Consider the following 13930-nt stretch of genomic DNA (forward strand, 5'->3'; position numbering starts at 1 on the left):
TTCATCCGCCCTTTATTTCCAGATGTTCAACGGCGACATGATCCAGAAGCCGACCACCACCAGCCACACCACGCAGACCGGAATGAAAATCTTCCAGCCCAGACGCATGATCTGGTCATAGCGATAGCGCGGGAATGTGGCACGCGCCCAGATGAACACCGACAACAGGAAGAAAACCTTGGCGACGAGCCATACGATGCCCGGGACGAACGACAGGAAGCCGAACGGTGCGCTCCAGCCGCCGAGGAACAGTGTTGCAGCCAATGCCGAGATCACGATCATGTTGATGTACTCGGCGAGGAAGAACAGCGCGAACGCCATACCCGAGTAATCGATCATGTGGCCCGCGACGATTTCCGACTCCCCTTCCACCACGTCGAACGGGTGACGGTTCGTTTCGGCGATGCCCGAGATGAAGTACACAACGAACATCGGCAGCAGCGGCAGCCAGTTCCACGACAGGAAGTTCAAGCCGTACGACGCGAAGATGCCATGTTCCTGCGAATTGACGATGCCCGACAGGTTCAGCGTGCCGGCGGTCATCAGCACGACGACGAGCGCGAAGCCCATCGAGATTTCGTACGAGACCATCTGCGCCGCGGCGCGCATCGCACCGAGAAACGCGTACTTCGAGTTCGACGCCCATCCCGCCAGAATCACGCCATACACGCCGATCGACGAGATCGCCATGGCGTACAGCAGACCGGCGTTGATGTCGCCGAGTACCGCGCCCGCCTGGAACGGAATCACCGCCCAGACCGCGAAGGCCGGCACCACCACCATGATCGGCGCGATCAGGTAGATCCAGCGGCTCGCCTGCGCCGGCTGAATCACTTCTTTCAGCAACAGCTTCAGCACGTCGGCGATCGGCTGCAAGAGACCTGCAGGGCCGACGCGGTTCGGGCCGAGACGCACGTGCATCCAGCCGATCAGCTTACGCTCCCACAGAATCAGGTAAGCCACGCACAGCAGGATCACGACGGCCACCACCAGGATGCGCACCAGTGCCCACACCGTGGGCCATGCCACACCGAGAAGCTGGGTGCCGCCCGAGTTGATCGTATCGAACAAGCTCATTTACGCCTTCTCCACCACCAGTTCACCGAACAGGCTGCCCAGCGCTGCACCGGCAGGCGTAGCCGCCGATACGCGGACGACCGTCTCCGCAAGATTTGTGTCGCGCACGGCCGGCAACTGCACCGATTGCTCGCCCTGGCGCACGCGCACTGCGTCGCCTTCCTTCAAACCCAGTTTGTCGAACAGCCCAGCCGGCAAGCCGACCGTATTCGCTGCACGTGCCGCTGCGGTCAGATGCAGCGACTCCGCGCGACGCACCAGCGCGTCGGCGTGGTAGATCGGCACGTTCGCGATACGCTCGAACTTGCCTTCGGACGCTTTCACCGACTTGCCGCGTGCAACCGTGACGCCCGTCTTGTTCGACAGACGCGACGTCAGTTCGCCGTCGCCGAGGGCGGCCGTGCGCACTTCTTCCGAGGTGTCGAATTCGAAACCGGGCACGCCCAGCAGGCTGCCCAGCACGCGCAATACCTTCCATGCCGGACGCGTATCGCCGAGCGGACGCACGACGCCGTTGAACGTCTGCACCGTACCTTCGGCGTTGACGAACGTGCCGGCCGTTTCCGTGTACGGCGCGATTGGCAGCAGCACGTCGGCGTATTCTGCGCCGGTCTGGAACGGCGACAGCACGACAACCATTTCGGCCTGCTTCAACGCGGCCAAAGCCTGCGCCGGATTGGCCGTGTCGAACTCCGGTTCGACGTTCAGCAGCACGTAACCCTTGCGCGGTTGCTCGAACACTTCACGAGCGTTCAGACCGCCCTCGCCCGGCAACGCGTTCACGAGATGCGCGCCGACCGTGTTGGCCGCTTCCGAGAGGAAGCCCAGCGTCGCGCCGGTCGCGTCCGCGATCCATTGCGCCGCGGCGTGGATGACAGCGAAGTCCGGATGACGGACCGCGCTGTTGCCGAGCAACACGAGGCGGCGTTCGCCCGTGGCGAGCGACTTCGCGACTTTCTTGTTGGCGTCCGTCGGCTGCGTGCCGGCGAAAGCTTCCGGCAGTGCCACGCCGTTCGCTTCCGACACCGCGCCGGCGATACCAGCGAGTGCCTCGAGCCATGCCGACGGCGCAGCAACCACGCGCTCTGCTTGCGGAATCAGCGCGTCGTCGTTGGTGGACTGCACGAGCGTGAGCTTCGCGCCGCCCTTCGCGGCTTGACGCAGACGCGCGGCGAACAGCGGGTGATCGCGGCGCAGATCCGAGCCGACGACCAGTGCGGCGTCGACGTTCGACAGATCGGCGATAGCAGTGCCGAGCCACGGCGCACCGTTGGCCGGCGCGGAGAAATCCGACTGACGCAGACGGAAGTCGACGTTAGGCGTGCCGACTGCTTGCGCCAGTTGCTTCAACAGGAACAACTCTTCAACCGTGCTGTGGGCGCTGCCGAGTGCGGCCAGCGCGTTCGCGCCGTGGTCGCCCTTGATACCCTTCAAACCCTTCACCACATATTCGAGCGCGGTTTGCCAGTCAGTCTCGACCCACTTGCCGCCTTGCTTGAGCATCGGCTGAGTCAGACGCTCCGGGCTGTTCAGGCCTTCATACGAGAAGCGGTCCTTGTCCGAAATCCAGCATTCGTTGATGGATTCGTTTTCGAACGGCAGAACACGCATCACGCGATTGTTCTTCACTTGCACCACGAGGTTCGCGCCGACGGAATCGTGCGGGCTCACCGACTTGCGGCGCGACAGTTCCCACGTACGGGCGCTGTAACGGAACGGCTTGCTGGTCAGCGCGCCGACCGGGCACAGATCGATCATGTTGCCCGACAGTTCCGAATCCACCGTCTTGCCGACGAACGACGTGATTTCCGAATGCTCGCCGCGGCCCAGCATGCCGAGTTCCATGACGCCGGCGACTTCCTGGCCGAAACGCACGCACCGCGTGCAGTGGATGCAACGCGACATTTCTTCCATGGAGATCAGCGGGCCGACGTTCTTGTGGAACACCACGCGCTTTTCTTCGCTGTAGCGCGATGCCGACTTGCCGTAACCCACGGCCAGATCCTGCAACTGGCACTCGCCGCCCTGGTCGCAGATCGGGCAATCCAGCGGGTGGTTGATCAGCAGGAATTCCATCACGGCTTGCTGGCCCTTCACCGCCTTGTCCGACTTGGTGCGCACGATCATGCCGGCCGATACCGGCGTGGCGCATGCGGGCACCGCCTTCGGCATCTTTTCGACATCGACCAGACACATCCGGCAGTTGGCCGCAATCGACAGCTTCTTGTGATAGCAGAAGTGAGGAATGTACGTGTCGACCTTATGCGCAGCCTGGATCACCATGCTGCCTTCGGGCACCTCTACTTTCTTGCCGTCTATTTCAAGTTCAACCATGATGGTCAATCTTCCTTAACCTGTTACCGCTCAATCGTTCGCCTGTTCAGCGCCTATTTCAGGCGATGAACCCCGCGGATGACATGTTCTTCTGCGTGCTTATCTGCTGACTCAAGCCGCTACGGTTTCCGACGCCGCTGCTGCGCCGGCATGACCGCCGACGAGGCAATGCTTGTGGGCGACGTGGTATTCGAATTCGTCCCAGTAGTGCTTGAGCATGCCGCGAACCGGCATGGCCGCTGCATCGCCGAGCGCGCAAATCGTGCGGCCCATGATGTTTTCAGCGACCGAGTTCAGCAGATCCAGATCTTCCGGACGGCCGAGCCCGTGCTCGATACGATGCACGACGCGGTACAGCCAGCCCGTGCCTTCGCGGCAAGGCGTGCATTGACCACACGATTCTTCGTAATAGAAATACGACAGACGCAACAACGAGCGCACCATGCAACGCGTCTCGTCCATGACGATGACCGCGCCCGAACCAAGCATCGAGCCGGCCTTGGCGATCGAGTCGTAGTCCATGTCGGTCTGCATCATGATGTCGCCCGGAATCACCGGTGCCGACGAGCCGCCAGGAATCACGGCCTTGATCTTCTTGCCGCCGCGCATGCCGCCGGCGAGGTCCATCAACGTGGAGAACGGCGTGCCGAGCGGAACTTCATAATTGCCCGGACGCTCGACGTCGCCTGCGACGGAGAAAATCTTCGTGCCGCCGTTATTCGGCTTGCCGATCTCGAGGTAATTCTGCGGACCGATCGCGAGCAGGAACGGCACTGCGGCGAACGTCTCGGTGTTGTTGATCGTGGTCGGCTTGCCGTACACGCCGAAGCTCGCCGGGAACGGCGGCTTGAAGCGCGGCTGACCTTTCTTGCCTTCCAGCGATTCGAGCAGCGCGGTTTCTTCGCCGCAGATATAGGCGCCGTAACCGTGGTGCGCATGCAGTTCGAACGAGAAGCCCGAACCCATGATGTTTTCGCCGAGGAACCCGGCGCGGCGAGCTTCGTCCAACGCTTGTTCAAAGCGTTTGTAGACTTCCCAGATTTCGCCGTGAATATAGTTGTAGCCGACCGTAATGCCCATCGCGTACGCGCCGATGGCCATGCCTTCGATCAGCGAATGCGGATTGAAGCGCAGGATGTCGCGGTCTTTGAACGTGCCCGGCTCGCCTTCGTCCGAATTGCAGACGAGGTACTTCTGGCCGGGGAACTGACGCGGCATGAAGCTCCACTTCAGGCCAGTCGGGAAGCCTGCACCGCCACGGCCACGCAGACCGGACGCCTTGACGTCGGCGATCACCTGCTCGGGCGGAATCTTCTCTTCCAGAATACGGCGCAGCTGGGCGTAACCGCCGCGCGCGACATAATCTTCGAGATGCCAGTTGTCGCCGTTCAGGCCGGCGAGAATCAGCGGTTTGATGTGACGATCGTGTAAAGACGTCATTTCGAAAGTTCCTCGAGCAGCTGGTCGATCTTCGCGCGGCTCATGAAGCTGCACATGCGATGGTTGTTCACCAGCATCACCGGCGCGTCGCCGCACGAACCCATGCACTCACCTTCTTTCAGGGTGAATTTGCCGTCGGGCGTGGTTTCGCCGAAGTCGATGCCGAGCTTCTGCTTCAGATATTCAGCAGCACTGTCCGAGCCGCCGTCCGGGCCGAGCTGGCACGGCAGGTTGGTGCAGAGCGTGATCTTGTACTTGCCGACCGGCGAGGTCTCGTACATCGTGTAGAAGGTAGCCACCTCCTGCACGGCGACTGCCGGCATGCCGAGATAGTCCGCGACGAACTGCATGAGTTCGGGCGTCAGCCAGCCATGCTCTTCCTGAGCAGTGGCCAACGCCGACATCACGGCGGACTGTTTCTGATCGGCGGGATACTTCGCGATCGCGCGATCGATTTCTTTCAGGCCTTCAGCTGAGATCATTTTCAGACACGACTCTTTCAATTCCTACCGAACGAAAACCTGTCGCGCGCTGCATGATGCGACAGACCCGGCGTTCCTTTGCTTGACGCGCGCTTCGGTGCAATCTGAAGGCGCGCTCTGATGAATACGTCCTAGCGATCCACTTCGCCGAACACGATGTCCTGCGTGCCGATGATCGTCACGGCGTCGGCGATCATGTGACCGCGCGCCATTTCATCGAGCGTGGACAGGTGTGCGTAGCCCGGCGCGCGGATCTTCAGGCGATACGGCTTGTTGGCGCCGTCGGAGATCAGATAGATGCCGAACTCGCCCTTCGGATGCTCGACCGCGGCATACGCCTCGCCTTCCGGCACGTGGAAGCCTTCCGTGAAGAGCTTGAAGTGGTGAATCAGCTCTTCCATGTTCGACTTCATGCCCACGCGCGACGGCGGCGCAACCTTGTGATTGTCGACCATCACGGGGCCGGGATTCTTACGCAGCCACTCAATGCACTGTTTCACGATCCGTGTGGACTGGCGCATTTCTTCGACGCGCACCAGATAGCGGTCATAGCAATCGCCATTCACGCCGACCGGAATGTCGAAATCGAGCTTGTCATAGACTTCGTACGGCTGCTTCTTGCGCAAGTCCCACTCGATGCCCGAGCCGCGCAACATCGCGCCGGTCATGCCGAGATTCAGCGCACGTTCCGGGCTGACCACACCGATACCGACCAGACGTTGCTTCCAGATCCGGTTGTCGGTGAGCAGCGTTTCGTATTCGTCGACGCACTTCGGGAAACGCGTGAAGAAATCGTCGATGAAGTCGAGCAGCGAACCCTGGCGGTTCTCGTTCATCCTCGACAATGCCTTCGCATTGCGAATTTTCGACGCCTTGTATTGCGGCATTGCGTCAGGCAGATCGCGATAGACGCCGCCCGGACGGTAGTAAGCCGCGTGCATCCGTGCGCCGGACACCGCTTCGTACACGTCCATCAAATCTTCGCGTTCACGGAACGCGTACAGAAACACCGCCATTGCGCCGACGTCGAGCGCGTGCGCGCCGATCCACATCAGGTGGTTCAGCACGCGCGTGACTTCGTCGAACATCACGCGAATGTATTGCGCGCGCACCGGCACCTCGATGCCGAGCAGCTTTTCGATGGCCATCACATAGCCGTGCTCGTTGACCATCATCGACACGTAGTCGAGACGGTCCATGTACGGCACCGACTGGATGAATGTTTTGGTTTCGGCGAGCTTTTCAGTCGCACGATGCAGCAGGCCGATGTGCGGATCGGCGCGCTGGATGACTTCGCCGTCGAGTTCGAGCACGAGGCGCAGCACACCGTGCGCTGCCGGGTGCTGAGGGCCGAAGTTGAGCGTGTAGTTCTTGATCTCTGCCATGGCGTTCTCTTAGTGTTTCAGACCGCCATAGCGATCTTCGCGGATCACGCGCGGCGTGATTTCTCGCGGCTCGATCGTCACAGGCTGATAGACGACGCGCTTCTCTTCCGGGTCGTAACGCATTTCGACGTAACCGGAGACAGGGAAATCTTTACGGAACGGGTGACCAATGAAACCGTAGTCGGTCAGGATGCGGCGCAGATCCGGGTGGCCTTCGAAGACGATGCCGTACAGGTCGAATGCTTCGCGCTCGTACCAGTTGACCGAATTCCAGATTTCGACGACAGACGGCAGGATCGGCACTTCGTCGTCCGGTGCGAACACGCGCAGACGCAGACGCCAGTTGTTCTGCACCGACAACAAATGCAGAACGGCCGCGAAACGCGGACCGTCGTAAGCGCCGTCGGCGTAGGTCTGATAGTCGACGCCGCACAGATCCACGCATTGCTCGAAACCGAGCGAGCGGTCGTCGCGCAGACGCGTTGCCACGTTGATGTAGTCGCCAGGCTTCACGACGATCGTCAACTCACCGATTGCTTCGCTGAGGTTCAGCAGGAGGCCGCCAAAGGCCGCCTCGAGGTTCGCTTTCAGGGTCTCGAGTTTGCTTGCCATATTGTGGGGGAGGCGTTGGCCTTATTGACGGGCGATTGTGTTGGTGCGGCGAATCTTGGCCTGTAACTGGATCACGCCGTACACCAGCGCTTCCGCCGTGGGCGGGCAACCCGGCACATAGACGTCGACCGGCACGATCCGGTCACAGCCGCGGACCACCGAATACGAGTAGTGGTAATAGCCGCCGCCGTTCGCGCACGAACCCATCGAAATCACCCAGCGCGGCTCGGCCATCTGGTCGTAGACCTTACGCAGAGCCGGCGCCATCTTGTTGCACAGCGTGCCGGCGACGATCATCACATCCGACTGACGCGGACTTGGACGGAACACCACGCCAAAACGGTCGAGGTCATAACGGGCAGCGCCCGCATGCATCATCTCGACCGCACAGCACGCAAGACCGAACGTCATCGGCCACAGCGAGCCAGTGCGCGTCCAGTTGATCAGTTTGTCAGCCGTGGTGGTGACAAACCCTTCCTTCAAGACCCCTTCGATACTCATTTGCTTTCCACTCCAGACGGGGCGGCAAGCCTTGGCCACCCACGCAAACCGGCGATTAATCCATCATTCCCAGTCGAGGCCGCCCTTCTTCCAGATATAGGCGAAGCCCAGCAGGAATTCGAGCAGGAAAATCATCATTGCCATGAAGCCGGGCCAGCCGATGTCGCGCAGGGCAACGCCCCACGGGAACAGGAACGCGGTTTCAAGATCGAAAATGATGAAGAGAATGGCGACGAGGTAATAGCGCACGTCGAACTTCATGCGCGCATCTTCGAATGCTTCGAAGCCGCACTCGTACGGTGCGTTTTTCTCGGTATCGGGCTTGTTGGGACCGAGGATCTTGCCGATACTGACCAGTGCTACGCCTAAACCGGTGCCCACAACGAGGAACAACAAGACGGGGAAATAGGCTGCGAGGTTCAAGACTATCCTCAATCGGTTGGTTCTGAGTGCCGTCAGGAGCATAGCACTCCTGACGCGAAATCACTTCCGAAACGCACAAGCCGCAAGCCCAACGCAAGCCGCGCGCCAGAAGTGAAAATGCCAGCCGAAGCGAAGCAAGCGGCTGGCATTTAGATAACATTTTGGTGCCGACGGCGAGACTCGAACTCGCACAGCTTTCGCCACTACCCCCTCAAGATAGCGTGTCTACCAATTTCACCACGTCGGCACTGCATGCAATCCGGGAAAACAACTTATAAAACCCGCGAATCGCTTCAAGACTTAGATTGTAACTGGTCTAAACAGATTGTTCAACGCACAAAAGCACGTTTGAACGAAAATTTATTTCGGCACGTCGGTCGCCGGGACGGACGCAGCCGATGCCGGCAAAACAGCCGAGCCACCTGCCGGTGCCGAGGCAGCCGAAGCCGCGACCGGTGCAGTCACAGCCGTGCCCAGCACGCCTGCGGAAGGTTTCGCACGATACGCGCCGAGGTAAGTGAGCGTCAGCGTGGTGACAAAAAACACCGCTGCGAGCACCGCCGTTGTACGCGACAAAAAGTTCGCCGAACCGGTCGCGCCGAACAGGCTGCCCGACGCGCCGCTACCAAAAGCCGCGCCCATATCGGCGCCTTTGCCGTGTTGCAGCAAAACGAGGCCGATAACCCCGAGTGCCGACAACAGCTGAACGACGATAATCAATGTTTTCAAATACAGCATCACACTCACCTGAGTCTTTATTTAACCGCGCCACACACTGCGTGTTGCACGGGATGGGGTCATCCTCGCCAAGGCGCCCTGCTTTAACCGGCGACGCTCGTTGCGGCCGCCGCCTTGCAGATCGCCAGGAAATCCTGGTCTTTCAACGACGCGCCGCCGATCAGGCCACCGTCGATATCCGGTTGACGGAACAATTCTTCCGCGTTTTCCGGTTTCACGCTGCCGCCGTACAACAACGGCACATCCGCCACCGCCGCGCCCTTGGCCGCCAGACGCGCACGCAGGAACGCGTGAACTGCCTGCGCCTGCTCCGAGCTTGCGCTTTTGCCGGTGCCGATCGCCCAAACCGGTTCATACGCGACGACAAGCCGCGCCGCCTCTTGCACCGACAATTTCGCCAGCACTTCGTCCAGTTGCGTGCCGACCACCTGCTCGGTCGAACCGGCTTCGCGTTCTTCAAGCGTTTCGCCGACACAGACGATCGGCGTCAAACCCGCTTCCAGCGCGCGCTGCGTTTTCACCGCGACCAGTTCAGCGCTTTCGCGATGATAGGCACGGCGTTCCGAATGCCCGACGATCGCGAGCGTGGCACCGAACTCCACCACCATCGGCGCGGCAACTTCGCCGGTATAGGCGCCGTGCGTGAACGCTGACACGTCCTGCACGCCCCACACGACCCGGCTGCCTTCCAGCAACGATTGAGACTGCGCGAGATACGGACTCGGCACGCAGACGCCGACGCGCACGTCGGCCGGCAATTCGCCCGCGCCTTGCGCCACCGCTTGCAACAGCGTGGCATTCTCGGCGAGGCGCCCGTGCATCTTCCAGTTACCGACTACCAGTTTGGCTCGTTGTTTCGACATCGTCTCGTCTTGTCTTGGCGGCGGACTTCGTTTGCGCTTACAGTCCGCCTTTCGGTTTCATGCGGCGTGCGCAAAACGCGCAATTTTACTGCGTGGGGTGGATCGGGTCAAACCGACCGTGTCAAGCGTCCTGACCCCAAGACAGTACGATCTTGCCGACATGCGTGCTGCTCTCCATCAGCGCGTGCGCGTCGGCAGCCTGCGCGGCCGGAAACACGCGATGCACCACAGGCTTGATGCGGCCGTCTTCGAGATGCGGCCAGACATGCTCTTTCAACTGCGCGGCAATCTTCGCCTTGAATTCGATCGGCCGCGGACGCAGCGTCGAACCGGTCACCGTCAAACGGCGGCGCAGCACCTCGTTCAGATTCAACTCCGCTTTGGCGCCGCCCAGCAACGCGATCAGCACGATGCGGCCGCCGTCGGCCAACGCCGTCAACTCACGCGACACATAACTGCCGGCCACCATATCGAGCACCACGTCGACGCCGCGATCGTTGGTCAGCGACTTGATCACTTCGACGAAATCTTCAGTCTTGTAGTTGATCGCCCGCTCAGCGCCCAACGCTTCACACGCGCGGCACTTCTCGTCTGAGCCAGCGGTCGCGAACACGCGAAAACCGAGCGCATGAGCAATCTGGATCGCCGTCACGCCAATGCCGCTCGAACCGCCCTGCACCAGCAGCGTTTCGTTCGGTCCGCCTTCGCCCTTGCCGAGTTGCGCACGGTCGAACACATTGCTCCAGACCGTGAAGAACGTTTCGGGCAGCGAAGCCGCCTCGACATCCGACAAACCGGCCGGCACCGGCAGGCATTGCAGCAGCGGCGCGACCGCGTATTCCGCGTAGCCGCCGCCGGCCAGCAACGCGCAGACGCGATCGCCCACCTTCAGACCGAACGGGTTGTTCTTCTCGTCGATGATTCCTTCGACGATTTCGCCCGCCACTTCCAGCCCCGGCAGATCCGACGCGCCCGGCGGCGGCGCATAGCCGCCCTTGCGCTGGAACACGTCCGGACGGTTGATGCCGGATGCGGCCACCTTGATCAGCACCTCGCCTGCTTTAGGCTGCGGCATCGGCCGCTCAGCCAACTTCAGGACGTCCGGCGCTCCGAATTCGGTGATTTCGATCGCTTTCATCTGCGTCAACTCCAAGATTGGATTGCGTTGCATGCCGGGATGAACAAGTAGAGTACCCGTTTCTAATTACCTGCAACGCAATCCACCCTGCGCCCTTCATAAAAAACGGCCGGCGCGCCTTCGCGCTGCCGGCCGTTGTTCTGCTACCGCATTACTGCGGTGTCGGTTCGCCTTGCGGCGCGCCGTTTGCACCTTCATTCAGCAACGCCTTGGCCGACAAACGCACGCGGCCCTTTTCGTCCGTCTGGATGACCTTGACCTTCACCTGCTGACCGTCTTTGAGATAGTCGTTGATGTCCTTGATACGCTCGTTAGCGATTTCGGAGATGTGCAGCAGACCGTCCTTGCCCGGCAGGATGTTCACGATCGCGCCGAAATCGAGCAGCTTGAGCACGGTGCCTTCGTACACCTGGCCCACTTCGACTTCCAGCGTGATGTTCTCGATACGCTTCTTCGCTTCGGCCATCCCTTCGCTGCTCGTGCTGGCGATGGTGACGACGCCATCGTCCGAAATATCGATCGTCGTGCCGGTTTCTTCGGTCAGCGCGCGGATCACCGAACCACCCTTGCCGATCACGTCGCGGATCTTTTCCGGATTGATCTTGATGGTGATCATGCGCGGTGCGTAGTCCGACAGCACCGTGTTCGCGCCCGACACCGCCGAGGTCATCTTGCCGAGGATATGCAGACGGCCTTCCTTCGCTTGCGCGAGGGCGACCTGCATGATTTCCTTGGTGATGCCCTGGATCTTGATGTCCATCTGCAGCGCGGTCACGCCTTGTTCCGTGCCCGCCACCTTGAAGTCCATGTCGCCGAGGTGATCTTCGTCGCCGAGGATGTCGGTCAGCACGGCAAACTTGTTGCCTTCCAGGATCAGGCCCATGGCGATGCCGGCGACGTGCGCCTTCATCGGCACGCCGGCATCCATCAGCGCGAGGCAGCCGCCGCACACCGAAGCCATCGACGAGGAACCGTTCGATTCCGTGATTTCCGACACGACGCGAATCGAGTAGCCGAATTCGTCGGCGCTCGGCAGGCAGGCAGCCAGCGCGCGCTTGGCGAGACGGCCGTGACCGATTTCACGGCGCTTCGGCGAACCGACGCGGCCCGTTTCGCCGGTTGCGAACGGAGGCATGTTGTAGTGGAGCATGAAGCGTTCGCGGTACTCGCCTTCGAGCGCGTCGATGTTCTGCTCGTCGCCCTTCGTGCCGAGCGTCGCCACCACCAGCGCTTGTGTTTCGCCGCGCGTGAACAGTGCCGAACCATGAGTACGCGGCAGCACGCCGGTACGGATTTCGATCGGACGCACGGTACGCGTGTCACGGCCGTCGATGCGCGGTTCGCCGTTCAGGATCTGCGTACGGACGATCTTCGCTTCGATGTCGAACAGCACGTTGCCGACGGTTGCCTTGTCGGCCGCCACGGTGCCGCCTGCCGCGGCGTCTTCTTCCAGCTTCGCCGACGTGGCTGCGCAGACTTCCTTCAGCTTGGTCGAACGAGCTTGCTTGTCGCGCAGTTGGTAAGCGGCGAGCAGGTCGGCTTGCGCCAGTTCCGCCACGCGTGCGATCAGCGGCTCATTCTTCGCCGCCGGCTTCCAGTCCCATTCCGGCTTGCCGCCTTCGCGGACCAGTTCGTGGATCGCGTCGATCGCGATCTGCATCTGTTCGTGGCCGAACACCACGCCGCCGAGCATCACTTCTTCGCTCAGTTGCTGCGCTTCCGATTCCACCATCAGCACCGCGCGTTCCGTACCGGCGACGATCAGGTCGAGTGCCGATTCCTTCATTTGCGGACGCGTCGGGTTCAACACGTATTCGTTGTTGATGTAGGCCACGCGTGCTGCACCGACCGGGCCGTTGAACGGCAGACCGGACACGGCGAGCGCCGCCGACGCGCCGATCAGCGCGGGAATGTCAGCGGGGATTTCGGGGTTCAGCGACAGGACGTGGATCACGACCTGGACTTCGTTGTAGAAGCCTTCGGGGAACAGCGGACGAAGCGGACGGTCGATCAGGCGCGAGATCAGCGTTTCGCCTTCCGACGGACGGCCTTCGCGACGGAAGAAGCCACCCGGAATCTTGCCGGCGGCGTAGGTCTTTTCGAGGTAGTCGACGGTCAGCGGGAAAAAGTCCTGACCCGGCTTGGCCGTCTTGGCGCCGACCACGGTGGCCAGCACCACGGTATCTTCGACGTCGACGATCACGGCACCGCTCGCCTGGCGAGCGATTTCGCCGGTTTCGAGGCGAACCTTATGTTGTCCCCACTGAAATTCTTTGACGATCTTATTGAACATAGTCATTGCTTTTCCTCTTCGTAATGCCGCGCGGACCAGAAGCGGCGCGGCAACGCCAGGACCGGCGCCGCATGGGAAGAGTAGTGTTATGCCATTCCAGAGAACCACGCCTTACGATGAGTACGCGCGCGAACCGCTGGAATGACACAAAGCTCCGCCCCTGAAGCCCGGCCATGAATCTCTTCTTTACTGCTTGCTCTACTGCTTGATTACTGCTGCCTGCTGCCTGCTCCCGCCGCATGAACCGGCACGCCACTGCGGAGAACAGCCGGCGCGCATCACATGAAGCGCACCGTGCAAAAACAAAATGCCTGTATCAGTGGAACTGACACAGGCATCTTGCTGAACGACTGGCCGATTACTTACGCAGACCCAGCTTCTCGATCAGTGCGCGGTAACGATCCGCGTCCTTACCCTTCAGGTAGTCGAGCAGCTTACGACGGCGGCTCACCATGCGCAGCAGACCGCGGCGGCTGTGGTGATCTTTCGTGTGTGCCTTGAAGTGAACGGTCAGTTCGTTGATGCGGGTCGTGAGCAGCGCGACCTGAACTTCGGGGGAGCCGGTGTCGTTAGCTGCGCGTGCGAATTGCGCAACGACTTCGGACTTCTTGCTTGTTTCAACTGCGGACATGTCGATTTCCTTA

The 13930-nt window shown here is 61.1% G+C and carries 13 protein-coding genes and 1 tRNA gene; all 14 read right to left on the reverse strand.

Going from position 1 to position 13930, the window contains the following annotated elements; translation table 11 throughout:
• Nucleotides 1-12: 12 nt before the first annotated feature.
• Nucleotides 13-1077 carry an NADH-quinone oxidoreductase subunit NuoH gene (gene nuoH / locus PQR42_RS31380; RefSeq protein WP_408214554.1) on the reverse strand — a complete coding sequence of 355 codons (1065 nt, stop codon included), beginning with the start codon at nucleotides 1075-1077 and terminating at the stop codon, nucleotides 13-15.
• Entirely contained in the window at nucleotides 1078-3411 is a 2334-nt protein-coding gene (nuoG, locus tag PQR42_RS31385) for an NADH-quinone oxidoreductase subunit NuoG (RefSeq protein ID WP_408494398.1), read from the reverse strand.
• 111 nt (nucleotides 3412-3522) lie between these two features.
• On the reverse strand, nucleotides 3523-4851 hold the full coding sequence (nuoF, locus tag PQR42_RS31390) for an NADH-quinone oxidoreductase subunit NuoF (protein WP_408214549.1): 1329 nt from the start codon (nucleotides 4849-4851) through the stop codon (nucleotides 3523-3525).
• Nucleotides 4848-5333, reverse strand: coding sequence for an NADH-quinone oxidoreductase subunit NuoE (gene nuoE, locus PQR42_RS31395; protein ID WP_106280364.1), 486 nt, complete (start codon nucleotides 5331-5333; stop codon nucleotides 4848-4850). Before nuoE ends, nuoF begins: the two co-directional genes overlap by 4 nt.
• 131 nt (nucleotides 5334-5464) lie before the next feature.
• On the reverse strand, nucleotides 5465-6718 hold the full coding sequence (locus tag PQR42_RS31400; RefSeq protein WP_132375254.1) for an NADH-quinone oxidoreductase subunit D: 1254 nt from the start codon (nucleotides 6716-6718) through the stop codon (nucleotides 5465-5467).
• A 9-nt stretch (nucleotides 6719-6727) separates the two neighbouring features.
• On the reverse strand, nucleotides 6728-7330 hold the full coding sequence (locus PQR42_RS31405) for an NADH-quinone oxidoreductase subunit C (RefSeq protein ID WP_408214544.1): 603 nt from the start codon (nucleotides 7328-7330) through the stop codon (nucleotides 6728-6730).
• Between the two features lie 21 nt (nucleotides 7331-7351).
• The gene (locus tag PQR42_RS31410) at nucleotides 7352-7831 is read right to left on the reverse strand and encodes a NuoB/complex I 20 kDa subunit family protein (RefSeq protein WP_006052903.1); all 480 of its coding nucleotides are present in this window, start codon (nucleotides 7829-7831) and stop codon (nucleotides 7352-7354) included.
• A 63-nt stretch (nucleotides 7832-7894) separates the two neighbouring features.
• The gene (locus PQR42_RS31415) at nucleotides 7895-8254 is read right to left on the reverse strand and encodes an NADH-quinone oxidoreductase subunit A (protein ID WP_013339872.1); all 360 of its coding nucleotides are present in this window, start codon (nucleotides 8252-8254) and stop codon (nucleotides 7895-7897) included.
• A 162-nt stretch (nucleotides 8255-8416) separates the two neighbouring features.
• Nucleotides 8417-8501, reverse strand: a tRNA-Leu gene (locus tag PQR42_RS31420).
• 113 nt (nucleotides 8502-8614) lie between these two features.
• A complete protein-coding gene (gene secG / locus PQR42_RS31425; RefSeq protein WP_408214541.1) occupies nucleotides 8615-8992 on the reverse strand; it encodes a preprotein translocase subunit SecG in 378 nt (125 codons plus the stop codon).
• 83 nt (nucleotides 8993-9075) lie between these two features.
• Entirely contained in the window at nucleotides 9076-9855 is a 780-nt protein-coding gene (tpiA, locus tag PQR42_RS31430) for a triose-phosphate isomerase (protein ID WP_408214538.1), read from the reverse strand.
• A 121-nt stretch (nucleotides 9856-9976) separates the two neighbouring features.
• Nucleotides 9977-10993, reverse strand: coding sequence for an NAD(P)H-quinone oxidoreductase (locus tag PQR42_RS31435; RefSeq protein WP_408388332.1), 1017 nt, complete (start codon nucleotides 10991-10993; stop codon nucleotides 9977-9979).
• A gap of 151 nt (nucleotides 10994-11144) precedes the next feature.
• Nucleotides 11145-13292: a polyribonucleotide nucleotidyltransferase gene (gene pnp / locus PQR42_RS31440; protein ID WP_408494400.1), complete on the reverse strand. Its 2148-nt coding sequence runs from the start codon at nucleotides 13290-13292 to the stop codon at nucleotides 11145-11147.
• A gap of 352 nt (nucleotides 13293-13644) precedes the next feature.
• Complete coding sequence (gene rpsO, locus PQR42_RS31445) at nucleotides 13645-13917, reverse strand: 30S ribosomal protein S15 (RefSeq protein ID WP_011487489.1); 273 nt, start codon at nucleotides 13915-13917, stop codon at nucleotides 13645-13647.
• Between the last annotated feature and the right edge of the window lie 13 nt (nucleotides 13918-13930).

Source organism: Paraburkholderia sediminicola (genome assembly GCF_046027355.1).
Lineage (GTDB): Bacteria > Pseudomonadota > Gammaproteobacteria > Burkholderiales > Burkholderiaceae > Paraburkholderia > Paraburkholderia sediminicola_B.